We start from the raw sequence: 23,412 nt of genomic DNA on the forward strand, positions 1-23,412 counted from the left end.
CGCCGGCCACCCACTCGGCTCTTCCGCCTAGCAGCAGAACACGAACGGGTACACCAGCGCGACCCGGTCGCCGTCGGACAGCTCCGTCCCGAAGCCGTCCAGTAGCTCGTTGAAGCGCCCGTTGACGAGCACGCGGGCGAACGCCCGGGTGCGCTCCCCTTCGGGGTTGCGCTCCCACCGACCCGGCGGGTCGCCGGGGTAGTTCGCCCACCCGTTCGCCGTCTCGTCGGCCTCGGACTCGGCGAGCAGCATCTCCTCGCAGCCGTACTCGTCGAAGAAGGCGTCGAGGAACTCGCCGAGGGTGTCCCCCTCGAAGGCGAACTCGAAGCGGTGCTCGTCGAGTTCCCGGCGCACGTGGCCGGTCGCCTTCACGTCCACCGTCGTCGTCGCCGTCCGCCGCTCGGGTTCGGTGACGCTCATAGCCGGACGTTCGGGACGGCGAGTGAAACGGTACTCCCGAACATGTTCACGCGCCGCGCTCGACGACCGGGAACACCAGCTCGAACACCGCGCCGCGCGGCTCGTTGTCGCCGACGCCGACCCGCCCCCCGTACGAGCGCATCGTCTCGCCGACGAGGTAGAGCCCGAGCCCGTTGCCCGGGGCGCTCAGCTCCGTCACGCCCTTCGCGAGGATGCGCTCCTTCTCGCCGTCCGGGACGCCCGGCCCGTCGTCGGCTATCTCGACCGCGAGCGCCGGGTGCTCGTCGGTCGGCTCCGCCCCGGACGGGGCGTGACCCGGCGGCAGCGGGTCGCCCGTCTCGGGGTCCGTCGGGAGCGAACACGTCGTCTCGCGGGCGCGGACCTCGACGGTCGGCGCGTCGGTGTCGTTGTGGACCACGGCGTTCGACAGCACGTTCTCTAGCACCTCGCCGACGAGCTCGTCCGCGAGCACGCGCGTCCCGGGGTCGGGGAGGTCGCGGGCGCGGAACGTCGCCTCGGGGTAGCCCTCGCGCGCGAGCGAGAGCTTCCGGTCGAGCACCTCGCGGACGGCGACCGGCTCGCCGCGGTGGCGCTCCCCCTCGATGACGGCGTCCATGAACGTCCGCATCGTGTCGATGAGCCCCGCCATGTCGTCGACCCGCTCGCGGATGACCTCGACGTGGTCGGCCGCGTCGGGGTCGTCGACGGACCGGGCGAGCAGGTCCGAGCGCACCGTCACGAGGTTCAGCCCGTTCAGGAGGTTGTGCCGCAGGAAGCGGTTGATGAACTCCAGCCGCTCGCGTTTGTGCTCGACCTCGCGCTCGTGCTCGACGGCGGCGATGGCCAGCCCCGTAATCTCGCCGAGCTGGGCGACGACGGCCCGCTCCTGTTCGCCGAACGCGTCGCGCCGCGTCGAGTAGAGGTTTAACACGCCGTACTCCGCGCCGTCGGTGCCGACGGGGACCGCGGCCGCCGAGCGGACGCCGCGCTCGCGGGCGTGGTCGCGCCACGGCGCGAAGTCCGCGTCGGTCTCGATGTCCCGGGAGATGTGGACCTCGCCGGTGCGGAGCGCCCGCCCCGCCGGCCCGCGCCCGCGGTCCTCGTCGGGGGCGGCCGAGACGGTGACGTCGGCGAGGTACTCGTCGGCCCGCACCGCCGTCGAGGGCACCACCTCGCCGGAGTGTTCGTCGACGACGCCCAGCCACGCGAACTCGTAGGAGTCCGACGCCGCCAGCCGCTCGCACACCACCCGCTCGATGTCGGCGCGGGTGGACTGCTCGACGAGCGTGCCGTTGATGTCGCGGACGACGGCGTTCACCTCGTCGAGCGCCGTCAGCCGGTCGATGGTGCGCCGGCGCTGGAGCTCCGAGCTCACCCAGTTGCCGAGCAGTTCGACGAACGTCACCTCCCACTCCGAGAAGCCGTCCGGGCGCGGCGCCCCGCCGTAGAAGCAGAAGGTGCCGTACTGCTCGCCGTCGGCGTACACCGGCGTCCCGACGTAGGCGGTCGGGCCGTCGGCCGCGTCGGCGACCGTCATCGCCCCGTCGGCCGCGAGCACCCGGGCGCACAGCGTCTCGTCGAGCGGAACCGACTCCCCGACGGCGGGGCCGTCGCCGTCGGCCGACGACACGGCCTCTGGGGTGTAGGTGTCCCCGTCCACGCGCGACAACACCCCCTCGGCGAGGTCGAGCGTCCCGCGGACCAACGCGAGCAGTTCCCCGACGCGCTCGTCGAACGACCGGTCGGCGTCGGAGGCTATCTCGTACGCCTCCCGCAGCGCCCGGTCGCGACGCTTCCGCCCGGAGACGTCGCGGAAGTACACCGACAGCCCCGTCTCGGAGGGGTACGCCCGCACCGAGAACCACGTCGAGAGGGGGTCGTAGTACGCCTCGAACGAGACGGACTCGCCCGTCTCGCGGGCGCGCTCGTACTCGTCGCGGAACGTCGACTCCGCGGCCGCGGGGAACACGTCCCAGACGTTCTCCCCGAGCAGCGCGGCCTCGTCGCTCTCCAAGAGCCCCTCGGCGTGTTCGTTGAGGAACGTGAACCGCCACTCGTCGTCGAGCGCGAACACCGCGTCGGTGATGCGGTCGAACACCTCGTCGGTCGGCTCGCCCGCCGGCGACCCCCCCGAAGAGTCATCCATTGTTCCATCGGCACGCGTCTCCCCAATAGAAGTACGCCCCTCCAGGGAGCCTGACCGCAAATTCGTGTCAAATGTCGTGAACTTTAACTGTGGGAGGACGAAGCTCCCCCGTGACTCCCCCCAGCGTTCCGAGCCCCGTCCCGCCGGGCGACGCCGACGCGTGGTACGCGCCGGCCGTCCGCGACCAGTACGCCGTCGCGCCGGGCGTCGTCGTCACCGTCGCCGACGCCGCCGACACCCCCTTCGCCTACCGGGTGCGCGCCCCGACCGTTCCACGCGGCGAGCGCGAGGCGCTCGCGGGCCTGCGCGACTTCTTCGGCGACGCGACCGTCCAGCCGCCGCTCACGCGGGAGGCCACGGCCGAGCGGTTCGCCGCCGGCCTCCCCGACAAGTGGCGGCGCGCGTTCGACCGCCTGACCGACGTCTCGCCGGCCGCGCGGCGGCGGCTCTCGTACCGCGTGCTCGCCGACGAGCGGTGTCTCGGGGACGCGACGCCGTTGGCGCTCGACGACCGCGTCGAGGTGGTCGATACCGAGGGCGACCCGGTCGTCCACACGCGCGACTTCTCGCCGGCCGCGACCGACCTCGACGCCGACGCCGACGCGCTGGCCCGCGTCGCCAGCGAACGGCTCACCCGCTACACCGTCGACTTCCGCGGCTTCGCGGTGCCCGTGGTGCTCTACCGCCGTCACACCCTCGGCCGGGACGCCTTCGCCGTCCGCTACGCCGTGCTCGAACCCGACCTGCTCCCGGGCGACCGCGACCTGATAGCGCGGTGCGAGGAGCGCGTCTGGGCCGCGGGCACCGACGGCGTCGTCGAGGAACCGGGCGCGTTCGTCCGCGAGCGCGCCGAGACCCTGCTCGGGCGGGAACTGCTCGCCGACACGACCGGCGCGTGGCTCACGGCGACCGCGCGGCGCGTCCGCGAGGCGCTGGCCGACCGCGGCCTCGCCGCCCCGCCCGTGGACGACACCTACGCGCCCGACCGGCTGGCGGACCTCGTCTACTACGTCCTGCGCGACTTCGTCGGTTACGGCCAACTGACGATACCCATCCGCGACCCGAACCTGGAGGACGTGGAGGCGAACCGCGTCGGCGAGCGCGTGAAGGTGCTCCCCCGCGCCGACGTGTACGACGGCCGCGTCCCGACGAACCTCTCGTTCGACTCCGAGACCGCGTTTACGGACGTGGTGACCCGGCTCGCGGCGGCCGACGGCGCGGAGCTCAACGCCTCGAACCCCTCCGCGAAGGTGAACGTCGACCCCGAGGGCGTCGAGGAGACCATCCGGTGTGCCGTCGCCCTGCCCACGATCTCGGAGGGCGGCCCGCACGTCTCCGTCCGCAAGCAGGCCGGCGACCCGATGACGCCGCCCGACCTCGTCGGCCGCGACGCGCTCCCGACCGAACTCGTCGCCCTGCTGTGGCAGCTGTACGAGACGCGCGGCGTCGTGCTGTTCTCCGGCCCGACGGGCGTCGGCAAGACGACGCTGATGAACGCCCACATGCCCTTCATTCCGTTCGACGACCGGCCCGTCTCCATCGACGAAGGGAGCCGAGAGGTGGAACTCCCCCACGAGACGGGCGTCGCGCTCTCGACGCGCGAGCACGCCGACGAGTACAAGCGCGTCTCGATGGCCGACCTGATGACCGAGGCGAACTACCTCAACCCCGACGTGGAGGTCATCGCGGAGATAAACACGCCCGCCTCCTTCGAGACGTTCGCGGAGTCGCTCAACACCGGCCACGGGCTGATCGGGACCACCCACGCCGAGGACACGGAGACGCTCGTGAACCGCGTGGTCGAGCAGGGCCTCCCGGCGTACCTCCTGCGCGAACTCGACCTCGTGGTCTTCCCCAAGCGCGTCGAGGGCGACCGCTACGTCGGCGAGGTCGTGGAGTTCCCGAGCGCGAGCGAGTACGCGGCGCTCGACGGCGACGGAGCGCGCGGCACGGTCGAGAAGGACGGCACGACCGTCTACTGGAACCGGGTCTGTGCGCGCACCCACGACCGCGGCTTCGCGTTCGCCTACGACCACCCGGACCTCGGGGACGCGACCGAGGCGAGCCGGACCGCCGTCTTCGAGCGGCTGGCCGACCGCACGGACCGGCCCGTCGCGGAGGCGAAGCGCGACTTCCGGCGCAAACACCGATACGTCGAGTACCTCGTCCGCGAGGGCGTGGACGACTTCGAGGAGCTGTTCGCCTTCCTCTCCGACCTGCGGACGGACGAGGCGGCGACGGTCGAACGGGTGGGCCACCGCGAGGCGGCCTACGAGGGGTGAGCCTCGGGCGATATCCGACCGCTCGGACAGAACGCATTAACGGCTCGAACCGGAACGGGGACGCACCGAAATGAACGCGACCGAGATAGGCATCCGGCTGCTGGCGGGGCTCGGACTCATCCTGCTCAACGGCTTCTTCGTCGCCATCGAGTTCGCGCTCACGCGGGCGCGACAGTTCAGCAGGGACGAGTTCGTGGACGGCAGCGCCGCGCTCGAACGCGCGTGGGAGATGACGGGGGAGCTCGAACTGTATCTCACTACCTGTCAGGTCGGGATTACGGCCTCCTCCATCGCGGTCGGTATCGTCGCCGAGCCGGCGCTGGCCGCCCTCTTCGAGCCGCTATTCGCCGGCTCCGCGCTGGCGACGGTCGGCGCGGGGGCGCTGCTCGGCTACCTCATCATCAACCTCGTCCACCTGACCCACGGCGAGCAGACGCCGACCTATCTCGGCGTCGAGCGCTCCCGGTTCGTCTGTCGGTGGGGTGCGCGCCCGCTCCACTGGTTCTACGTCGCCATCTCGCCGCTCATCACGCTGGGCGACTGGGTGGCGAAGCTGACGCTGAAGCTGTTCGGCATCGAGATGACCGGCGCGTGGCTCGAAACCGAGGAGGACGTCATCGAGTCGCGCAGCCAGCTCCGCACCCGGCTCCACTCGCTGCTCGGCGAGGGCGAACTCTCCGAGGAGCGCCGCGAGGAGGTGCTGGGCGCGCTGGACGCCGACGAGCGGCCCGTCTCCGACATCGTCGTGCCGGCCGACGAGGTGGTCGCCGTCTCGACCGAGGCCACCGTCGAGGAGAACCTCGACCGCATCCGGGCGACGCCGCACACGCGGTTCCCGCTCGTCGGCGAGGACCTCGCGGACCTGCGCGGCGTGGTGTACGCACCCTCCATCCTCGAACACTACGAGGGACTGCGGGCGGGCGAGGTGTCGTTCGCCGACATCGCCACGTCGCCGGTGACGATGGCCGCGAACACGACCGTCAGCGACGCGTTCGACCAGTTCCAGACGGAGCGGCAGGAACTGGCGCTCGTGCTCGACGGCGGGGAGGTCGTCGGCCTGCTCACCGCGACCGACACGCTCGAAGCCGTGATGGGCGAACTGAAGGACCCGCTCGACGAGCGCGACGAGGGCGAACGGGACGGCTAAGGACGCATCCGGCCCCCGACCCAGCCGAGCGCCGCGCCGACGGCGACGAGCCCGAGGGTGCCGACGACGGGCGAGGCGCGGACGAGCCCGGGTATCCCGAGCGCCTCGGAGAGGAACCGACAGACGACGCCGACGGAGCGACCGCCGCAGCCGTCGCCGCCGAGCAGCAGGAAGCCGGCCACGAGGAGGCCGCCGAGCGCGCCCCACAGCGGGGAGACACGGCCGTTCACGGCTCGGCTCACGGCACGGGAACGCGAAAAGCCCGCGCTACAGGTCGGTCGCGCGGAAGCGCAGGTATCCGAGGGCGAGCGGGACGACGGCCCACGCGAGGAGCGCGAGCGCGGCCCCGCCGGTCGAGACGAACCACGCGTCCGAGAGCCGCGTCACGGCCGGGAGCGTCCCGACGTCGAGCAGGTCCGCGCGCAGGTAGTCGAACGCCGCGCCGGGCGAGAACATCCGCGCGAAGGCGGCCCACGTCGGGTAGTCGCCCATGAACGCGGCGGTGTCGAGCCGGAACAACACGAGGCCGACCACGTCCACGAGCGTCCCCCACGCGACGACGAGCGCGAAGTAGCCGCCGAGCGCGGCGGCGATTACGCGGCGCGTGGACGCGAACAGCGCCGAGAGGCCGACGGCGAAGGCGAGGAAGACGACGCCGTAGCCCGTCGCCAGGAGCGAGAGCCCGAGGAACGTCGCGGCGTCGAACGCCGGGAACGCCGCGAGCGTCACGGCGCCGGCGACGAGCGTCGCGAGCCACGTCGCGGCCGCGAACAGGCCCGTCCGGGCGGCGAGCTTGCCGGCGACGAGCGAGCGGCGCGAGTGAGGGAGCGAGAGCGCCAGCGTCGCGGTGCCGGAGCCGCGCTCCTCGACGACCGTGCCGTAGCCGAACACGACGGCGAGCAGCGGGGCCAGTATCGCGAGCACGGCGCCGAGCACGTCCGTGTACGCCGCGAAGTCCGGCTCGCCGACGTAGAGGAACACGCCCGCGAGCCCGACGTAGACGAGCAGGAGGACGCCCGTCAGCCCGACCGCGCCGCGGCTCCGGCGGAGGGTCCGCAGGTCGTTGCGGGCGACGGCACGCCAGCTCACGCCGCACCACCCCCGAGGGCGCGGCTCACAGGTCCGTCCCCCGGAAGCGTAGGTAGCCGGCCGCGAGCGGCAGCGTCGCCCACGCGACGAGCAGGACGGCCGCGACCGTCCCGCCCAGATACCACGCCGCGTCCGGGCCGAGGTACGGGCCCCGCTCGACGCCGACGACGAACGCGTCGACGACGCGGCCGTACACCGCGGTCGGCTCCAGCCCGTGGAGGAACAGCGCCCACTCGGGGAGCCCCCCGCTCGGGGTCGTCAGCCCGAAGTAGTCGAGCGCGAGCAGGAGCGGCACCCGGAGCTGTCCCCAGAAGGTGACGGCGACGAGGACGACGAACGCGCCGACCGTCGCGCGGCGCGGGGAGACGGTCAGCGTCGAGAGCGCCGTCCCGACGCCGAACAGCGCCAGGCCGAGCGCGAGCGTCGCGGCCAGATACGCGGCGAGCGTGAGGAGGTCGACCGAGCCGAACGGGTACTCGACGAGCCAGCCGCCGACGAGTATCCCGACGGCGAGCGTGCCGACGGCCACGCCGCCGCGCGCGAGCAGTTTCCCGGCGAGCACGTCGGCGCGGCTGTGCGGGAGCGCCAACACGAGCGCGAGCCGACCGGCCGCGCGGTCGCCGACGACCGAGCGGTAGCCGAGCAACAGCCCGAGCGCGCCGACGACGAAGGGGACGACCCCCCCGAGCAGGTTCGCGTACGTCGCCACGGTCGCGTTCGACCCCGGCGTCCCGGCCGCGTACCCCCCGCCGACGAAGACGAGCGCCACGACGGCCAGCCCGGCCTTCGTCGTCCGGCCCGCGAGCAGGTCCGACAGCTCGCGGCGGGCGATGGGTCGCCACGGCATCAGGCATCTCCCCGGGTGTACTCCACGAACAGGTCCTCCAGCGACGACTCCTCGGTCGAGAAGTCGAGCACGTCCGCGCCGACGTCGCGCAGCGCGACCACGGCGTCGAGCTTCGCGGCGTCCGAGCAGGTGACCACGAGCCGCTCCTCGTCGTCGAAGCGGACGGAGTCGACCCCGTCGGTCGCGGCGACCGCCTCGGCGTGGTCCGCCGACGGGTTCGCGAGCGTGACGAGCAGTTTGGTTCCGCCGCCCGCCGTCTCGCGCAGCCCCTCGATGGTATCGACGGCCGCCAGCCGCCCCTCGTGCATGATGCCGACACGGTCGGCGACGGCCTCGACCTGTTCGAGGATGTGCGACGAGAAGAAGACGGTCGCGCCGCGCTCGTTCTCCGCGAGGATTATCTCGCGCATCGCCTTCGCGCCGCCGGGGTCGAGCCCCGTCGTCGGCTCGTCGAGCACGAGCAGGTCCGGCTCGCCGACCAGCGCCATCGCGAGCACCATCCGCTGGGCCATCCCCTTCGAGTAGCCGCCGGCCTTCCGGTCGGCCGCGTCCGCGATGTTCACCCGGTCGAGCAGGTCCATCGGGTCGCCCCCGACCCCCTTCGACTCCATGGCGAACCGGACGTGTTCGCGGCCGGTCAGCCCCTCGTAGACGCCGTACCCCTCCGGAAGCACGCCCATGTGCTCGCGGGCGGCGACGCTGTCCTCGCGGGAGTCGATGCCGAACACCTCGATGCGCCCCTCGGTGGGGCGCGCGAAGTCGAGCAGCATGTTGATGGTCGTGGACTTCCCCGCGCCGTTGTGGCCGAGGAAGCCGAACACCTCCCCCTCCTCGACGGTGAGGTCGAGGCGGTCCACCGCCGTCAGGTCCCCGTAGCGCTTCGTGACCTCGTGGGTCCGTATCGCGTCCGTCACTGAATAGGGGTTCAGCAGTCGCGGTAAATGTCTTCCCGTCTACCCGTACAGTTACGTCCCCCGCGTGTCAGCCGCCCCCATGGACCGGTCGTTCAGCCGCCGCGACCTGCTCCGGGCGGTGCCGTCGGCGGGCGCGCTCGCGCTCGCCGGCTGTAACGCGCCGAGCGAGTCGGACGGGGAGACGGGGACGGAGGGGGGAACCGAGGTACGCGTGACGACGACGGCGACGGGGAGCGCGACGGCGACGGGAACGCCGACTGCCACCCGAACCGCGACCCGAACCGCAACCGCGACGGCGACGGACACGGCCACCGCCGTCCCCGACCCGCGGGTGGCGGTGACGGACCTGACCGTGGAGCCGACGACGGTGCGACAGGGCGGGGAGGTCCGCCTGACGGTGACGCTCGCGAACCGGGGCGGACCGGGCGACCCCCACCCGCTCGCCCTCCGGGGCGACGACGGCGTCCTCCGTCGGACGCGGCTGGCGACCGACGCGGACTCGATGACGGCGACGTTCACGGTCCGGTGTGACCGGCCCGGCACGCGCACCTTCCGGGCGGGCGACCGCGAGGCGGCCGTCGCCGTGGAGCCGTGGCCGGCGGGGTTCGTCGGGACGGACGGGACGGCGTTCGTCGCCGACGGCGAGCCGTTCACGATGGTCGGGACGAACAACGCCTACCTCCACCACAAGTCGCACAAGACGGTGGACGAGGTGTTCCGCGACGCCGCGGACATGGGGCTGAACGTCGTCCGGGCGCTGATCAACGGCGGCGGGACGGAGGTGGGCAACTGCCGCGACTTCGCCTGCGACGAGGGGAACTACGGCCTCCAGCCCGGACCGCGCGAGTACGACGAGGCCTCGTTCCGCCAGTTCGACTACATGGTGGCGACGGCCAAGCGCTACGGCGTCCGCGTGCTCCCGACGCTCATCACGCCGAGTCCGGGCGGCATGTCGGCGTACGTCGAGTGGGTCGACGGGGCGACGGAACTCGGCGACTTCTACACCCACCCCGAGTGTCGCGCCATCTACCGCGACTACCTCGAACAGGTACTCACGCGGGAGAACACCTACACCGGCGTCGAGTACCGGAACGACCCGACCATCGCGCTGTGGGAACTCGCCAACGAGCCGGAGACCGAGGGCGCGCCGTTCGGCGACGCCCTGCAGGAGTGGGTGGCGGAGATGGCCGCCCACGCGAAGTCGCTCGACCCGAACCACCTCGTCTCCGTCGGCCTCATCGGCTGGAACGACGCGGGCAACGAGTCCGACTACCTCGCCTGCTTCGAGTCCGACGCCGTCGACGCCGCCTCGACGCACATGTACTACGACGCCGACGGCATCGACGACTGGGTCGAGCGCCACGCGACGGGCGTCCACGACCGGCTCGGCAAGCCGCTGTATGTCGGCGAGTTCGGCTGGGACGCCACCCGAACCGAGGACGACTACCGGAGACAGCTGTCGAACCGGAACGAGGGGTTCCGCGAGTGGTACGAGCAGTTCGAGCGGTACGACGTCGCCGGGTCGCTGTTCTGGTTCCTGCTCGGCCACGTCGACGAAGGGGCGCGCTTCCCCGACCACGACGGGTTCGGCGTCTACTACCCCGAGGACGCGACGACAACCGACATCGTTTCGAGCGCCGCCGACCGGCTGGCGGGGGGTGACCGATGAGCGACGCGGCGTGGCCCGGCTACCAGTTCGACGCGGGCAACACCGGCGCGGTCGACCGGGCCGTCCCCGACGCCGTCGAGTTGTGGTGGCGCTCGGAGCCGTACTTCGAGGTGCTGGGGTCACCGGCCGTGGCCGGCGACGACGTCATCGTCGGGGCGCTCGACGGCACCGTCTACGCCGTCGAGACGGACTCGGGCGACACGCAGTGGGAGTACGACACCGGACCGGGACCGCTGTGGTCCTCGCCCGCGGTCCACGACGGGGTCGCGCTCGTCGGCGGCGACGACGGTACCCTCCACGCGCTCGGCGCCGACACCGGCGAGCCGCTGTGGCGCGTCACGGCGGGCGGCCCGATACACTCCTCGCCGACGATTCGGGACGGGACGGCGTACGTCGGCTGTAACGACGGCACCGTCCGGGCGTACGACGCCACGACCGGCGCGGCCCGCTGGCGGTGGGACGCGCCCTCGCGGGTGTGTGCCGTTCCGGCCGTCGCCGACGGGACGGTCGTCGCCGCCGCGTGGCACGGCACGGTCGCCGCGCTCGACGCCGACGACGGGACGGAGCGGTGGACCGTCGACCGCGACGGCGTCGTCGCCGCCTCGCCGACCGTGTCGGGCGACACCGTCGTCGTGGGTGACTCGACCGGGCGGGTGGCCGCGCTGGCGCTCGCCGACGGGAGCGAGCGGTGGTCGGTCGATGCCGGCCGAACGGTCATCGCGTCGCCGGCCGTCGCCGACGGCGTCGTGTACGTCCCGGCGGGGAACACGGAGGCCGACTTCACGCCCGTCAACGGCCCCGGCCCGCTGCTCGCGCTCGACGCCGACGACGGCACCGAGCAGTGGCGCGTCGGCACCCCCGACGACGGGGTCGGGCCGCACGCGTGGGGGTCGCCCGTCGTCGCCGACGGAACCGTCTGTCTCGGCACCGACGGGGCGGACCGCTTCTTCGCGTTCGACGCCGCCGACGGGACGGAACGGTGGACCGTCCCCGAGACGCCCACGTTCGCGTGGTCGGCACCCGCCGTCGTGGACGGCGTCGTGTACGTGAACAACCGCTACGACGGCACCGTGGCGTTTCGCGACCCCGCGTAGCCCCCCGACCGCCACGCCCATGCCCGCGCCGCCCCCAGTCCGCCCGTGACCGACCACCGCAACGCCGGCTACGAGCGGCTGTTCGGCGGCGACGACCTCACGTTCGGGCTGGGGTTCCCGCTCGCCGGCGGGCGGACCGAGACGCCCGACCCCGACGAGGAGGCGCGGCTGGCGGCCCGCGCCGAGGACCTGGGCTTCGACGCGCTGTGGGCGCGCGACGTGCCGACCTACTGGCCGCGGTTCGGCGACGCCGGGCAGACGTTCGACCCGTGGACGTGGCTCGGCTACGCCGCGGCCGAAACCGAGGAGGTGACGCTCGGCACCGCGAGCGTCGTCCTCACGCTCCGCCACCCGCTCCACGTCGCCAAGCAGGCCGCCTCCCTCGACCGCCTCTCGGACGGGCGGTTCGTCATGGGCGTCGCGACCGGCGACCGCGACCCGGAGTTCGACGCGTTCGGCGTCGACCGCGAGGAACGCGGCGAGCGCTTCCGCGAGGCCGTGGCGACGATACGCGCCGCGTGGGGCGAGACGTACCCCGAGCGTGCCGGCGCGTGGGGCGACCTCGACGGGAACCTCGACGTGGTGCCGAAGCCGACCGCCGGGACGGTGCCGATGCTCCCGACCGGCCGCGCCCGGCAGTCGCTCGACTGGCTGGGCGAGCACGGCGACGGCTGGCTGTTCTACCACCTCCCCGACGACACGCTCGACGCCTACCTCGACGACTGGCGCGGCGTCGGGGGCGACAAGCCGTTCGCGATGGTCGCCCGCACGGAACTGGCCGACGACCCCGATGCGGGTCCCCGGGCGGTCCATCAGGGCTACCGCGCCGGCGCGGACTGGTGGGTCGAGTACCTCCGCGGACTGGAAACGAAGGGCGTCGGCCACGTCCTCGTCTCCGTTCCCGGCGACGACCCAGACGAGGGGCTGGAGCGGCTGGCCGAGGTCATCGACCGGGTGTAGGTGACGAGGGAGCGAGGAGGGAGACGAGGAGGAGTGGACCGTCCGAACCGGGGACGGACCGCGTGCCGATGACGAACCGCGTGCCCGGGAGGGGGCCGCTACCCGACGAGCCGTCGGACCGTCGCGCCGAGGGCGAAGCCGACCGTTCCGACGGTCGCGGCACCCGCCGACCCGGCGACGAGCGCGAGCCCAGCCAACTCCGGGAGGGTCGGGGCGCCGCCGGTCAGTCCGAGACCGCCGTAGTTCGCGACGACACCGACGACGGCGCCGAACGCGAGCAGCCAGCTCGTCACGAGCCCCCCGTTCGAGTACGACTGGACGCCGACGAGGGCGGTCAGGAGGACCGCGTACCCCTCCCACCACAACAGGAGATGGACCGTCGGGTAGTCGAGCGCCTTCACCGCCGAGAAGAGGACGAACGAGCCGAGCGACAGCGCGAGCGCGGCGGCGGCCCAGCGCCGCGCGTCGTCCTCGTCGCGTCCGAAGAAGCGGCCGCTCGTCCCGGCGGTGTCCATACCGGGGGGTGGCGCTTGCTCGCATAAGTCCTTTCTCGCGGGGAGACCCGTCCGACACGAACACGAACTACAAGAGCCCCGGCCGCGAGGACGGGCCAATGACGACGGACGACGGCGCACCCGAAACGGGGGCGTTCGAAATCGAGACGCCCGACGAACCGCGACCGTTCCGCTACGACGGGGAGGTGCGGCCGGGCGAGAAGCGCCACGTCCGCTACGAGGTGTCGGAGACCTACCTGGGCGACCCCGTCGAGGTCCCCGTGACGGTCATCAACGGGACGGAGCCGGGGCCGCGCGTCTTCTGCACGGCGGCGATACACGGCGACGAACTCAACGGCGTGAAGGTCTGCCAAGAGTTGGCACGCCGGTACGACCCCTCGGACATCGCCGGGACGCTCGTGATACTCCACGTCGCGAACGTCCCCGCGTACCACGCCCAGCAGCGGTACGTCCCCATCTACGACCTCGACCTGAACCGCTCGTTCCCGGGGAAGGCGGGCGCGAACACGGCCGAGCGCACCGCCGCGGAGCTGTGGGACGCGTTCCTCTCGAAGTGCGACGTCGGGCTGGACTTCCACACCTCGACGCGCAACCGGACGACGATGTACCACACGCGCGCGGACGTGACCGCGCCGGGCGTCGAGCGGCTGACGCGCGCGTTCGGCGCGAACGTCGTGCTCGCGGGCGGGGGCGACGAGGGGAGCCTCCGGGCGGCCGCGACGCGGGCGGGCATCCCCACCGTCACGGTGGAGATGGGGAAGGCCCACCGCTTCCAGCCGGTGCTCATCGAGAAGGCGCTCGACGGCGTCGCGAGCGTGCTGGCCGAGTACGGCCTCGTGGAGGGCGCGGTGTCGTGGCCCGGCTGGTACCGCGTCGTCTCGCCGGAGGACCAGAAGAAGTGGCTCCGCGCGGACGAGGGCGGCCTCGTGGAGATGCAGTGGGGGCCGTACCCGCTCGTGCGCGAGGGCGAGACCATCTGTACCGTGACGGACCACTTCTCGCGGGAGGAGCACGTCGTGGCCGCGCCCTTCACCGGCCTGCTCGTCGGCGTGCTGGAGAACCCCGTCGCCCTGCCGGGTCACCCGCTCGGCCACCTCGTGAGCGTGGACGAGGCGACGGCCCGGGAGATAGAGGCGGAGATACGCAGCGGCGAGTTCGACGGCTACCGCGCCAACGGCGGGGCGTGGCGCGCCGGCGACGAGCAGAACTAGTCCGCGAGTTCGACGCCGCGGAAGGCGAACCGCGCCCCGCCCGACTCGCTCGCCTCGACGGCCATCGTCCAGCCGTGGGCCTCGGCTATCTCCCGGACGATGGCGAGGCCGAAGCCCGTGCCGCCGTCGGTCGAGTAGCCGAACTCCAAGACGTGCTCGCGCTCGGACTCGGGGATACCGGGCCCGTCGTCGGCGACGGCGAAGCCGTCCGACAGCGCCTCGACGGTGACGGTCACCCCCTCGCCGGCGTGGTCGACCGAGTTACGGAAGAGGTTCTCGAACAGCTGTTCGAGCCGGGCCCGGTCCGCGAGCACGGTCGGGAGGTCGCCGAACTCGGCGGCCGCCTCGCCGGTCGCGACCCCGTTCCACGCGGCGCGGGCGGCGTCCCCGAGCGCGACGGGCGCGGCGTCGCCGACCGTGCGGCCCTGCCGGGCGAGCGCGAGCAGCCCGTCGATGAGCCGCTCCATCCGTTCGAGCGCGCGGTCGGCGGCCTCGAAGTGCTCGTCGTCGCCCGTCTCGCGGCCGAGGTCCAGCCGGCCGGCCGCGACGTTGAGGGGGTTGCGGAGGTCGTGACTGACGACGCCGGCGAACTCCTCGAGCCGCTCGTTCTGGCGTTCGAGCTCGCGCTGGCGCTCCTTCTGGTCGGTGATGTCGGTGTAGATGGCGAAGCCGCGCGTCGTCCGCTCGCCGATCTCGTAGGGGACGACGTGGAGCAGGAAGTCGCGGAGGCCGTCGCTGGACTGCCGGCGCACCTCGCCGTGGAAGCTCTCGCCCTCGCGTATCTGTCGGTTGTAGCTCCGCGCCCGGTCGTCGTCGGCGTCGGGGACGATGTACTCGTCGACGGAGTCGCCCGCGAGGGTGGCGGCGTCGTAGCCGAACGTCGCCTCGAACGCGGGGTTCGCGTCCCGGACGACGGGCGTCCCGTCCTCGAACTCGACGTAGATGGCCGGGTCGGGGATGTTCTCGAACAGCGCGGAGAGGCGGTCGCGCTCGGCGGCGAGTTCCGCGCGCTGTTCGAGGCGGTCGAGCGCGGCGGCGACGTTGGCTGCGAGCACGCCCGCGAGCATCTCGTCGGTCTCGCTGAAGCCGGCCTCGTCGGTTGCGGCGATGGTCAGCGTGCCGTGGTGGCCGAAGGGGAGGTACATCGCCGCCGCGAGCGCGCCGCGGCCGCGCTCGTCGGCCGCGTCGAAGTCGCGACGGACGAACGGTTCGCCCTCGCGGAGCGCGACGGCCGGCGGCGCGTCGGAATCGAAGTCGTACACCGGGCGCTCGCCGATGATATCGCGGGTCTCGTCGGGGACGGCGACGGGGACGAGGCGGTCGCCCTCCACGAGGCGGACGCCGTTGATGGGGTAGCCGAGGATGGTTGCCGCGGCCCGCGCCGCGGCCTCGGCGACCGCCTCGCGGTCCGGCGCGGCGAACAGGTCGCGCGTCGCGTCGTGGAGTTCGCGCAGGCGCTCGTCGCGCGAGCGGCGCTCGCTCACGTCGCGGAGCACGCCGACGGTGCCGCGGAACTCGCCGTCGGGCATCGGCAGCAGCGAGACGTGGTTCTCGACGCGGAGCCGCTCGCCCGACTTCGTGTGCAGGTCCATCTCGTAGGTGACCGTCTCCTCCTCGCCGGCGAGCAGGCGGCGGATGGCGGCCTCGCCCTGTTCGACGCCCGCCTCGGAGAGCACGAGCGACGAGTGTTCGCCGACCGCCTCCTCGCGCGTGTACCCGGACATCTCCAACGCGGCGTCGTTCAGTGTGACGAAGCGTCCCTCCTCGTCCGTGACGTAGAGGAAGTCCCCGACGGCGTCGACGAGCCGCCGGTACCGGGAGTCGACCGCCTCGCCGAGGACGGCCGACACGCGCTCGACCAGTCCCTCGGGGCTCACCTCGTCGCGGAGGACGTAGTCGCTCGCGCCCGCGGCGAACAGCGCGCTCGCGACGGAGGCGTCGGGGTCGGCGGCGTAGACGACGACGGGGACGTCGGCCGCGCCCGCACACAGGTCGAGCGCGTCGCCGTCCGGCAGCGTCCCGGCCGTCACGACGGCGTCGGCGTCCGGGAGGTGGTCGCGGACCGCCGCGACCGACCCCGCCGGGACCACCTCGTAGCCGGCCGCGGACAGCGCCGCCGCGACCGCACCGCCGGCGTCCGCACCGTCGACGTGGACGACACGGGGAGTCATATCGGCCTGTAGCGAGGCCGGAACTTAAGCCGTGTGTCCGACCACTTCCGGGGCGACGGTTGTCGATTGGCGAGGGAATTTACGTCGCGGCTCCCTACCGTCCCGCGTGGATTCTCCGTTCGACGTGCTCGGGGTGGAGCGGGACGCCGACCCCGAGGCCATCGAGCGCGCCTACCGCGAGCGCGTGAAGGACGCCCACCCCGACCACGGCGGGTCGGCCCGGGAGTTCCAGCGCGTGCGCCGCGCGTACGAAGCCATCGTCTCCGGCGACGAGGAGGCGCTCGTGGCCGCCGAGGAGGACGCGCGCGACGACGGGCGCACCTCGGACACCGCGACGCGTGCCCGTGCGCGGAACCGAACCCCGTCGGACGACGGCGCCGACGCCGACGACGGCCCCTCGGTCGAGGGGTCGCGCGTCGAGTTCCTCAACTACGAGGTGCTCGACGACCACGGCTGGGAGCTGACCGACGACGACCTCTTCGAGAAGGCGGCGGGCGCGGACCTCGACACCGAGGACTACGGCCGCCTGCTCGTCAAGCCCGGCGAGAACCTCCTGGAGGCGGCGGAGAACCGCGGATTCGTCTGGCCGTACGCCTGCCGCGGCGGCGCCTGCTCGAACTGCGCCGTCGCGCTCGTCGAGGGCGAGATGCCCACCCCCGCGGGCAACATCCTCACCGACGAGTGGCTCGACCGGGACATCCGGCTGTCGTGTATCTCCTCGCCCGTCAGCGACGAGGCGAAGGTCGTGTACAACGTGAAACACCTGCCCGGACTGGACGACCTGCGACTGCGGCCCAGCCGCTTCGACGCGCGGATGCAGGACTGACGCCGCCCCCCAGGCTTACGGGCGCGGCCGTGCTACCAACCGAGCATGAGCACCGCCGAGGTCGACGTCGAGGAGGTCGCCGAGAAGGTCGAGGCGGTCGAGACCACCGCGCGGAAAGCCCACGGGGTGTTGGTCGAGCAGATAGCCGAGGCGAGGGCGGAGAACCTCACGCTCAGGGACGAGGTCCGCGACCTCCGGGTCGAGATCGCCCGCGCGCAGGCGCGACTGGACGACTGCGAGCGGCTGGTCGAGGAACTGGCCGAGGAGTAGGGTCGGCGCGGTTCTACGACGGAGACCACCCGACGACGAGCGGCATCGTTACGGGAGCGGTTCCACCCACGATTCAAGGGCGAACGAGACGGGCCGAAATCGCAGGACGGGGTCGGAACTGTTCGGTACCGTGATACGGCGCGAAAACCAGTCCGCCCTCCCCGATTTGAACGGGGGACAAGTCGATCTACAGTCGACTGCTCTACCAGTCTGAGCTAAGGGCGGGCGCACTCGTTCGAAGTCGGCTGTCGGACTTAACGGTTATCATCGCGGCTCCCTCGGGTCGTGTGTGACGGCCGACGGACGCGTGTCGGACATCGCGGGAAGATTGAAATAGCGGCGGTACACAGGCGCACACGAGAGATGAGCAAGATAACGTTCCGGGCGGACGACGACCTCATCCGCCAGCTGGAGGAGTTCGACGCCTCCAAGAGCGAGGTGATGCGCGAGGCGCTCCGCGAGTACCTCGGGGAGCCCTCGCCGTCCGGAACGGCCGCGTCCGCGCCGTCGGACGCGGGCACGCTCGACGACGCGCTCGCCGAGCGCATCGACGAACTCATCGGCGAGCGGCTGGGGGCGTACGCGCCCCGCGAGCCGCAGGACGTGAACGTAAACGTGACGCTGGAGGCCCCTACCGCCAAGGACGCGGCGGTCGAGGCCGAGACGGACGGCGAGCGTGAGACGCGTAAGACGGACGGGCCCGCGCCCGCAAACGCGTCCGACGCGGAGCCCGAACCGTGTAAACAGTGCGGCGAGGAACTGGAGGCCTCGGCCGTGTACTGCCCGAACTGCGGGGAGAAGGCGTCACACAGAGTGTTCTGCGAGTGCGGCGACGAGCTCCGGTCGGACTGGTCCTTCTGCCCCGGCTGCGGCCGTCGGACCCCCGCAGCGGACGTGCTGAAGGACCCGTAAGACGCCGTAATCGCGCGACTCGGCGCCGTAAACGGCCGTTCGGACACGTCGTCTTACACCGGATGCAAACCTTTATAATACCACAGTCTGTGCATACGGCTGCGTAAGACGGTCGTCTTACAGCGCAGCCGGGTCGTGGTACGACCCGACGCCTTCGGGCGTTTTCGTGCTGTAAGACGCCTCGTGGGTGTGCACCACGTGCCGTCTTACTCCACAAGGGGAAATCAAAAAATGGAGCGTGTGACACTACGGATTCCGAAACAGCAGATCGAGGAAGTCGAACGCATGGTCGATACGGGAGAGTTCCCGAACCGGAGCGAGGCGATTCGCTCGGCCGTGCGCGAGATGATCAACGAACAAGAGAGCCACGACGACGGCAAGCGCCGTTCGTGGGCGAAGGTCTGACCGATGCAGGACCTCGTTAACTCCGCGCTGGAGAACGCCGAACAGGAGAAGCGCGACTTGGAGGAGGCCGGCGACGACGCCTCCGACTTCGGCGACCCGCGCATCGCCATCATCGGCTGCGGCGGTGCCGGCAACAACACCGTCAACCGCCTGTACAACATCGGCGTCGACGGCGCCGACACCATCGCCATCAACACGGACAAACAGCACCTGCAGATGATCGAGGCCGACACGAAGATACTGGTCGGCAAGTCGCTCACGCAGGGGCTCGGCGCCGGCGGCGACCCCTCGATGGGCGAGCGCGCCACGGAGATGGCGCAGGGCACCATCAAGGAGGTGCTCGGCGACGCGGACCTCGTGTTCGTCACCGCCGGGATGGGCGGCGGCACCGGCACCGGCGCGGCGCCGGTCGTCTCGAAGATCGCCAAGGAGCAGGGCGCCATCGTCGTGGGCATGGTCTCGACGCCGTTCAACGTCGAGCGCGCCCGCACGGTGAAAGCCGAGGAGGGGCTGGAGAAGCTCCGCAACGAGGCCGACTCGATAATCGTCCTCGACAACAACCGGCTGCTCGACTACGTCCCGAACCTGCCCATCGGCAAGGCGTTCTCCGTGATGGACCAGATCATCGCGGAGACGGTCAAGGGCATCTCGGAGACCATCACCCAGCCGAGCCTCATCAACCTCGACTACGCCGACATGACCTCCATCATGGGGCAGGGCGGCGTAGCCGTGATGTTGGTGGGCGAGACGCAGGACAAGAACAAGACGCAGGAGGTGGTGAAGGACGCGATGAACCATCCCCTGCTCGACGTGGACTACCGCGGCGCGACGGGCGGACTCGTCCACATCACCGGCGGCCCCGACCTCACGCTGAAAGAGGCCGAGGGCATCGCCCAGAACATCACCGAGCGGCTCGAAGCCTCCGCGAACGTCATCTGGGGCGCGCGCATCCAGGACGAGTACAAGGGCAAGGTGCGGGTCATGGCCATCATGACCGGCGTCCAGTCGGCCCAGATACTCGGCCCCTCGACCCAGAAGCAGGCCGACGCCTCGCGGCAGGCCATCGACGACGTGGGCGAGTACGACGGCGTCCAGGAGGTCGAGTCCTCCAACACCGAGTACGGCCACACCGACGGCGGCCGCTCCGAGGTCGAGCAGAACAACGGCCTCGACGTCGTCCGATAGGTCAGAACGAGTATCTTTTCTTTCGCAGTAGCGTCGTGCGATTAGCACTGAAGCTGTCCGTATAGCTGTTCTGATACGTCCGCCGAGAGCGGGCCGCGAGTCGGTGTATTACACGCGGCTGACGCCCGGCTGACGGGCGCACGACGGGCGGCGGACGAACGGAGGGTTACTCGGGGCTCGCCGGCTCGGGGTCGCCGCCGACGGCCTCGACCAGATAGCACTTCCGGCAGACGTCGTTGTCGGTCGGCGCGCCGCAACGGTCGCACTCGTCGAGGTCGTCCGCGCCGCCGCGCAGCGAGTCGGCGGCGGCCTCGGCGAGCTGCTCGTAGCCGGCCATGATGGAGTGGCGCGTGCCGGGGTGGTTCTCCTCCAGTTTCAGGAGGAGCTGTTGTATCTCGCCCCGATAGGCCTCGCTGGCGTGGGGGCACTCCGTGATGTGGGCGGGCAGGTCGTTGAGGTGGGCGTACAGCGCGACCTCCTTCTCGGGCACGTCGCGCAGCGGCTTGGCGCGGGGAACGAAGGTGTCCTGGGTCTCCCGTCCCTCGTCGTCGAACCCGCCCAGCGAGGCGTCGAAGTGCTTGGCGACCTGCTTGGGGTCGCCCTCGAGGAAGTTCATCAGCGCGGTCTGGGCCTCGTCGTCGAGGTTGTGCCCCGTCAGGAGCTTGTCCGCGCCGAGGTCGTCGGCGTAGCGTTCGAGCAGGTCGCGGCGGAACACCCCGCAGTACGCGCAGGGGGCCATCCCCTCGGGGTCGTCGGCCGCGACGTCGTCCATGCGGACGCCGAACTCCTCCTCGTAGGTGACGAGTTCGTGGCGCAGGTCGAGGTCGGCGGCGAGCTCGACGCAGGCGTCCACGCTCTCGTCGCGGTACCCCTCGATGCCCTCGTGGATGGTCAGTCCCACGAGTTCGACGCGGGGGTCCGACTCGAAGGTGTCGTGGAGCACCTTCGTGAGGACGACGCTGTCCTTCCCGCCCGAGAGGCCGACGACCCACGTGTCGGGGTCGTCGGGCGTCGCCGACTGGTCGAGGAGGCCGTCCTCGCGCACCCGGCGGCGGACCCGCTTCTCGACCGACTGCGAGAAGCAGTCGCCACAGAGGTGCAGGCCCGAGTAGGCGAGGTGCGTGACCGCGTCGGCCCCGCACTTGTCGCAGTCCATACCCGAGGTTCGGGGCGAGCGGATTACGGCTTTCGCTCGTCGGTCAGCGCCCGCGGCCCCGCGTCGAGCGCCGCGAGCACGGTGTCGATGTGGCGCGTCCGGGACGCGGAGGCGAACAGTTCGTGGCCGCCCTCGTAGGCGACGCGGTTGCGCGGCGGGACGCGCCGCTCGATGGCCTCGGCGCTCACCACCGGGTCCTCGGGCGTGTAGAACACGCTCGTCCGCTGTTCGTCGAACGTCGGGAGCCGCGCCTGTGCCCGCTTCGCCTCGCGGAGGAACGTCGGCGCGGCCCGGTCGGGCGCCTCGCGCATCCGCTCGTCGGTGACGTGCTCGCCGAGGTCCTCGGCCTCGATGCCCGCGGGGAGCAGCGGCGTCGAGACGGGGAGCTTCATCGCCAGCGAGACGAGCGGGTTCCGGAGGTCGTCGTGGAAGCCCCACCACGGGCTGAGGTGGACCGTCATCCCCGGGTCGGGGAGGAACTCCCCGATGAGCCCGCCCGTCGAGTGGGTGAGCAGTCGGTACTCTGCGAGCGACTCGGCGGTCCGGGCGACGGGGGCGAGCCACTCGGCGTCGAAGTCCGTGATCGTCGTGGGGAGCTGGAAGCCGTGGATGCGGTAGCCGGCGCCGGCGAGGCGGTCGACGAGCCACTCGACAGTGTCGTGGTCGAACCGGTTCCCCCAGCCGAGCACGAGCACGAGGTCGCGGTCACCGGTGCCGTTGAACGAGCGCGTCTCCATGGGTGTCGCAGAGCGCCGACCGACTTAGCTTCGGGCGTGACGCGGCCGGACGACGCAAGGGGTTTGGCCGGCCGGCCCCACGGACGGGTATGACAGAGGAGGGGCTGGCCCGGAGCGAGGCCGTCGCGCGGGTGGAGGCGATACTCGACGCGGTGGAGTCGGAGACGATGCCCGTCCCCGTCCGCGAGGTGTGGGTGTACGGGGACGTCGTGTTGGGGGTCGACCCCGTCCCGCGGGTCAACGTCTACCTGACGAAGGACCTCCTGTTCAAGGACGCCCCGGAGCGCGAGGCCGAGTTCGTCGAGTCGCACGGCATCGAGGGCGTCGGCAAGACGGTCCGCGCGGCGTGGGCCGACGAACACCCGGAGTACTTGCGGGCGAACAGCAACGGCCACGCCGCCCCGGAGAAGTGTCTCGCCGCCCACCTGCTCGACGACGACGAGCCGGTCCACCTGGAGGTGTGTAACACCGGCTTCGAGCGCAACGTCACCCAGCGGCTGGAAGGGGCGAAGGCGCGCGACGACTACACCCAGCTGCTCGACCCGCGGGCCGCGATGCTGTGGGCCGGCAACGGCGAGGAGAGCCGCCGGAGCGGGGAGGCGCTCTCGAAGCTCCGCGAGAACGAGTTCGTCCTGCCGACCCTGTCGGCGGCGCTGGCGATGCTGGGCTTGGAGGACGACGAGGCCGACCGCGCGGCCGAGCGGCTCCGCGAGTACCAGCGGGACAGACGCGGCGCGACGGTGCGCGGCGACGTCGTGTGAGGTTCGGGGGAACCGGCCCGGCACGAGGGATACCAACTCCGAGTGCGGACGGCGGCGGCCACCCCGTGTGGACACGCCTCGTTCGGATACTTAAGTTTTCGCCGAACTCCGACCCGGGTCACTCCAGCGAGACGTAGGTGAGGAACGCGAGCGCGACGAACTGGAGGGCGCGCATGACGGCGACGACGGTGCCGACGCCGCCGCCCATCCCGTACAGCGACGCCGCCGAGAAGAAGAAGTAGACGGCGACGGCGTTCTCCACGAGCAGCGAGAGTCCGAACGCGACCAGCCCGAGCGTCAGCCGGGACTCGAAGGTTCGGTAGTTGCGGTACCAGACGCCGAGCAGCACCACGAGCAGGACGGCGTTGGCCGCCGAGAGCGCGGTCGCGACCAGCAGTTGGGGCCCCATCGCCATGGTCAGATGTGCTCCGTTATCTCCTCGAACGCCTCGCGGTGGCCCTCGAAGCGGTCGGTGAGGAAGTACAGTTTCCCGTAGTCGTCGCCGCCGGTCTCGACGACGTCGTGCTCTAACAGCGCGTCAAGGTGGTGTCGGACGGTGTTGTAGTCCACGTCGAGTTCCTCCGCGAGTTGGTTGGCGTTGCGGGGCCGGGCGTCGAGCAGGCGGATGATACGCGCCCTGTTCGCGCCGCCGCGGGTGCCGGCCAGCAGGTACCACAGCGCCTTCTCCATCTGTG

Annotated in this window: 24 protein-coding genes and 1 tRNA gene; 12 read left to right on the forward strand and 13 right to left on the reverse strand. The window is 71.7% G+C overall.

The annotated features are described in order from the left end of the window. Positions 1-27: 27 nt before the first annotated feature. Positions 28-420, reverse strand: coding sequence for a ubiquitin family protein (locus P2T37_RS05045; protein WP_276235696.1), 393 nt, complete (start codon positions 418-420; stop codon positions 28-30). A gap of 46 nt (positions 421-466) precedes the next feature. Next, positions 467-2,566 (reverse strand): GAF domain-containing protein, encoded by a 2,100-nt coding sequence (locus P2T37_RS05050; RefSeq protein ID WP_276235697.1) that lies wholly within the window; start codon positions 2,564-2,566, stop codon positions 467-469. 89 nt (positions 2,567-2,655) lie between these two features. Here P2T37_RS05050 and P2T37_RS05055 point away from each other — a divergent pair, with 89 nt between their 5' ends. Together P2T37_RS05055 and P2T37_RS05060 are read left to right on the forward strand one after the other, a co-directional pair. Continuing rightward, a complete protein-coding gene (locus tag P2T37_RS05055; protein WP_276235698.1) occupies positions 2,656-4,848 on the forward strand; it encodes a type II/IV secretion system ATPase subunit in 2,193 nt (730 codons plus the stop codon). 70 nt (positions 4,849-4,918) lie between these two features. Beyond that, complete coding sequence (locus P2T37_RS05060) at positions 4,919-5,995, forward strand: CNNM domain-containing protein (protein WP_276235699.1); 1,077 nt, start codon at positions 4,919-4,921, stop codon at positions 5,993-5,995. On the opposite strand, the gene P2T37_RS05065 is transcribed toward P2T37_RS05060, so the two are convergent. Genes P2T37_RS05065 through P2T37_RS05080 form a run of 4 tightly spaced genes read right to left on the reverse strand, consistent with a single transcriptional unit; the run spans position 5,992 to position 8,845 of the window. Beyond that, a complete protein-coding gene (locus P2T37_RS05065; protein ID WP_276235700.1) occupies positions 5,992-6,225 on the reverse strand; it encodes a hypothetical protein in 234 nt (77 codons plus the stop codon). The genes P2T37_RS05060 and P2T37_RS05065 overlap by 4 nt on opposite strands. 37 nt (positions 6,226-6,262) lie before the next feature. Beyond that, the gene (locus tag P2T37_RS05070) at positions 6,263-7,084 is read right to left on the reverse strand and encodes an ABC transporter permease (protein WP_276235701.1); all 822 of its coding nucleotides are present in this window, start codon (positions 7,082-7,084) and stop codon (positions 6,263-6,265) included. A 25-nt stretch (positions 7,085-7,109) separates the two neighbouring features. Continuing rightward, positions 7,110-7,931 carry an ABC transporter permease gene (locus P2T37_RS05075; RefSeq protein WP_276235703.1) on the reverse strand — a complete coding sequence of 274 codons (822 nt, stop codon included), beginning with the start codon at positions 7,929-7,931 and terminating at the stop codon, positions 7,110-7,112. Further along, positions 7,931-8,845: an ABC transporter ATP-binding protein gene (locus P2T37_RS05080; RefSeq protein WP_276235705.1), complete on the reverse strand. Its 915-nt coding sequence runs from the start codon at positions 8,843-8,845 to the stop codon at positions 7,931-7,933. The genes P2T37_RS05075 and P2T37_RS05080 overlap by 1 nt, the downstream gene beginning before the upstream one ends. Positions 8,846-8,924: 79 nt before the next feature. On the opposite strand from P2T37_RS05080, the gene P2T37_RS05085 reads away from it, so the two are divergent. Genes P2T37_RS05085 through P2T37_RS05095 form a run of 3 tightly spaced genes read left to right on the forward strand, consistent with a single transcriptional unit; the run spans position 8,925 to position 12,568 of the window. Continuing rightward, entirely contained in the window at positions 8,925-10,514 is a 1,590-nt protein-coding gene (locus P2T37_RS05085) for a glycoside hydrolase 5 family protein (protein WP_276235706.1), read from the forward strand. After that, positions 10,511-11,608: an outer membrane protein assembly factor BamB family protein gene (locus P2T37_RS05090; protein WP_276235707.1), complete on the forward strand. Its 1,098-nt coding sequence runs from the start codon at positions 10,511-10,513 to the stop codon at positions 11,606-11,608. Before P2T37_RS05085 ends, P2T37_RS05090 begins: the two co-directional genes overlap by 4 nt. 45 nt (positions 11,609-11,653) lie before the next feature. After that, on the forward strand, positions 11,654-12,568 hold the full coding sequence (locus P2T37_RS05095; RefSeq protein ID WP_276235708.1) for a TIGR03571 family LLM class oxidoreductase: 915 nt from the start codon (positions 11,654-11,656) through the stop codon (positions 12,566-12,568). A gap of 98 nt (positions 12,569-12,666) precedes the next feature. Here the strand turns inward: P2T37_RS05095 and P2T37_RS05100 are convergent, their stop codons facing one another. After that, the gene (locus P2T37_RS05100) at positions 12,667-13,083 is read right to left on the reverse strand and encodes a hypothetical protein (protein ID WP_276235709.1); all 417 of its coding nucleotides are present in this window, start codon (positions 13,081-13,083) and stop codon (positions 12,667-12,669) included. 98 nt (positions 13,084-13,181) lie between these two features. Between P2T37_RS05100 and P2T37_RS05105 the strand changes: the two genes are divergently transcribed. Further along, entirely contained in the window at positions 13,182-14,294 is a 1,113-nt protein-coding gene (locus P2T37_RS05105) for a succinylglutamate desuccinylase/aspartoacylase family protein (RefSeq protein WP_276235710.1), read from the forward strand. On the opposite strand, the gene P2T37_RS05110 is transcribed toward P2T37_RS05105, so the two are convergent. Continuing rightward, positions 14,291-16,465 carry a PAS domain S-box protein gene (locus P2T37_RS05110; protein WP_276235711.1) on the reverse strand — a complete coding sequence of 725 codons (2,175 nt, stop codon included), beginning with the start codon at positions 16,463-16,465 and terminating at the stop codon, positions 14,291-14,293. The genes P2T37_RS05105 and P2T37_RS05110 overlap by 4 nt on opposite strands. Positions 16,466-16,571: 106 nt before the next feature. Between P2T37_RS05110 and fer the strand changes: the two genes are divergently transcribed. Then, on the forward strand, positions 16,572-17,291 hold the full coding sequence (gene fer / locus P2T37_RS05115) for a ferredoxin Fer (protein ID WP_276235712.1): 720 nt from the start codon (positions 16,572-16,574) through the stop codon (positions 17,289-17,291). A 45-nt stretch (positions 17,292-17,336) separates the two neighbouring features. After that, positions 17,337-17,561 carry a hypothetical protein gene (locus P2T37_RS05120; RefSeq protein WP_276235713.1) on the forward strand — a complete coding sequence of 75 codons (225 nt, stop codon included), beginning with the start codon at positions 17,337-17,339 and terminating at the stop codon, positions 17,559-17,561. 151 nt (positions 17,562-17,712) lie between these two features. Here the strand turns inward: P2T37_RS05120 and P2T37_RS05125 are convergent. Beyond that, positions 17,713-17,786, reverse strand: a tRNA-Tyr gene (locus P2T37_RS05125). A 138-nt stretch (positions 17,787-17,924) separates the two neighbouring features. Here P2T37_RS05125 and P2T37_RS05130 point away from each other — a divergent pair. The 3 genes from P2T37_RS05130 to ftsZ all read left to right on the forward strand — a co-directional run bounded on the left by P2T37_RS05130 (position 17,925) and on the right by ftsZ (position 20,063). Further along, a complete protein-coding gene (locus P2T37_RS05130) occupies positions 17,925-18,473 on the forward strand; it encodes a double zinc ribbon domain-containing protein (protein WP_276235714.1) in 549 nt (182 codons plus the stop codon). 231 nt (positions 18,474-18,704) lie between these two features. Further along, on the forward strand, positions 18,705-18,878 hold the full coding sequence (locus P2T37_RS05135) for a ribbon-helix-helix domain-containing protein (RefSeq protein ID WP_276236214.1): 174 nt from the start codon (positions 18,705-18,707) through the stop codon (positions 18,876-18,878). A gap of 3 nt (positions 18,879-18,881) precedes the next feature. Then, the gene (gene ftsZ / locus P2T37_RS05140; RefSeq protein ID WP_276235715.1) at positions 18,882-20,063 is read left to right on the forward strand and encodes a cell division protein FtsZ; all 1,182 of its coding nucleotides are present in this window, start codon (positions 18,882-18,884) and stop codon (positions 20,061-20,063) included. Between the two features lie 166 nt (positions 20,064-20,229). Here ftsZ and ncsA read toward each other — a convergent pair whose 3' ends face one another. Together ncsA and P2T37_RS05150 are read right to left on the reverse strand one after the other, a co-directional pair. Continuing rightward, entirely contained in the window at positions 20,230-21,219 is a 990-nt protein-coding gene (gene ncsA / locus P2T37_RS05145) for a tRNA 2-thiolation protein NcsA (RefSeq protein ID WP_276235716.1), read from the reverse strand. 23 nt (positions 21,220-21,242) lie between these two features. Then, positions 21,243-21,956 carry an alpha/beta hydrolase gene (locus P2T37_RS05150; protein ID WP_276235717.1) on the reverse strand — a complete coding sequence of 238 codons (714 nt, stop codon included), beginning with the start codon at positions 21,954-21,956 and terminating at the stop codon, positions 21,243-21,245. A gap of 89 nt (positions 21,957-22,045) precedes the next feature. Between P2T37_RS05150 and P2T37_RS05155 the strand changes: the two genes are divergently transcribed. Further along, a complete protein-coding gene (locus tag P2T37_RS05155) occupies positions 22,046-22,717 on the forward strand; it encodes a DUF7095 family protein (RefSeq protein ID WP_276235718.1) in 672 nt (223 codons plus the stop codon). Positions 22,718-22,835: 118 nt separating this feature from the next. Here P2T37_RS05155 and P2T37_RS05160 read toward each other — a convergent pair whose 3' ends face one another. Then, the gene (locus P2T37_RS05160; RefSeq protein WP_276235719.1) at positions 22,836-23,132 is read right to left on the reverse strand and encodes a DUF8036 family membrane protein; all 297 of its coding nucleotides are present in this window, start codon (positions 23,130-23,132) and stop codon (positions 22,836-22,838) included. A 2-nt stretch (positions 23,133-23,134) separates the two neighbouring features. Further along, positions 23,135-23,407: an ArsR/SmtB family transcription factor gene (locus tag P2T37_RS05165; RefSeq protein WP_276235720.1), complete on the reverse strand. Its 273-nt coding sequence runs from the start codon at positions 23,405-23,407 to the stop codon at positions 23,135-23,137. Positions 23,408-23,412 lie beyond the last annotated feature (5 nt).

It is taken from the genome of Halosegnis marinus (assembly GCF_029338355.1).
GTDB lineage: Archaea > Halobacteriota > Halobacteria > Halobacteriales > Haloarculaceae > Halosegnis > Halosegnis marinus.

Coding starts and splice junctions, on each gene's coding strand:
- P2T37_RS05045 (WP_276235696.1), bottom strand. CDS start 420: ATGAGCGTCACCGAACCCGAGCGGCGGACGGCGACGACGACGGTGGAC.
- P2T37_RS05050 (WP_276235697.1), bottom strand. CDS start 2,566: ATGGATGACTCTTCGGGGGGGTCGCCGGCGGGCGAGCCGACCGACGAG.
- P2T37_RS05060 (WP_276235699.1), top strand. CDS start 4,919: ATGAACGCGACCGAGATAGGCATCCGGCTGCTGGCGGGGCTCGGACTC.
- P2T37_RS05075 (WP_276235703.1), bottom strand. CDS start 7,931: ATGCCGTGGCGACCCATCGCCCGCCGCGAGCTGTCGGACCTGCTCGCG.
- P2T37_RS05085 (WP_276235706.1), top strand. CDS start 8,925: ATGGACCGGTCGTTCAGCCGCCGCGACCTGCTCCGGGCGGTGCCGTCG.
- P2T37_RS05090 (WP_276235707.1), top strand. CDS start 10,511: ATGAGCGACGCGGCGTGGCCCGGCTACCAGTTCGACGCGGGCAACACC.
- P2T37_RS05100 (WP_276235709.1), bottom strand. CDS start 13,083: ATGGACACCGCCGGGACGAGCGGCCGCTTCTTCGGACGCGACGAGGAC.
- P2T37_RS05105 (WP_276235710.1), top strand. CDS start 13,182: ATGACGACGGACGACGGCGCACCCGAAACGGGGGCGTTCGAAATCGAG.
- P2T37_RS05110 (WP_276235711.1), bottom strand. CDS start 16,465: ATGACTCCCCGTGTCGTCCACGTCGACGGTGCGGACGCCGGCGGTGCG.
- P2T37_RS05120 (WP_276235713.1), top strand. CDS start 17,337: ATGAGCACCGCCGAGGTCGACGTCGAGGAGGTCGCCGAGAAGGTCGAG.
- P2T37_RS05130 (WP_276235714.1), top strand. CDS start 17,925: ATGAGCAAGATAACGTTCCGGGCGGACGACGACCTCATCCGCCAGCTG.
- P2T37_RS05135 (WP_276236214.1), top strand. CDS start 18,705: ATGGAGCGTGTGACACTACGGATTCCGAAACAGCAGATCGAGGAAGTC.
- ftsZ (WP_276235715.1), top strand. CDS start 18,882: ATGCAGGACCTCGTTAACTCCGCGCTGGAGAACGCCGAACAGGAGAAG.
- ncsA (WP_276235716.1), bottom strand. CDS start 21,219: ATGGACTGCGACAAGTGCGGGGCCGACGCGGTCACGCACCTCGCCTAC.
- P2T37_RS05150 (WP_276235717.1), bottom strand. CDS start 21,956: ATGGAGACGCGCTCGTTCAACGGCACCGGTGACCGCGACCTCGTGCTC.
- P2T37_RS05155 (WP_276235718.1), top strand. CDS start 22,046: ATGACAGAGGAGGGGCTGGCCCGGAGCGAGGCCGTCGCGCGGGTGGAG.
- P2T37_RS05160 (WP_276235719.1), bottom strand. CDS start 23,132: ATGGCGATGGGGCCCCAACTGCTGGTCGCGACCGCGCTCTCGGCGGCC.
- P2T37_RS05165 (WP_276235720.1), bottom strand. CDS start 23,407: ATGGAGAAGGCGCTGTGGTACCTGCTGGCCGGCACCCGCGGCGGCGCG.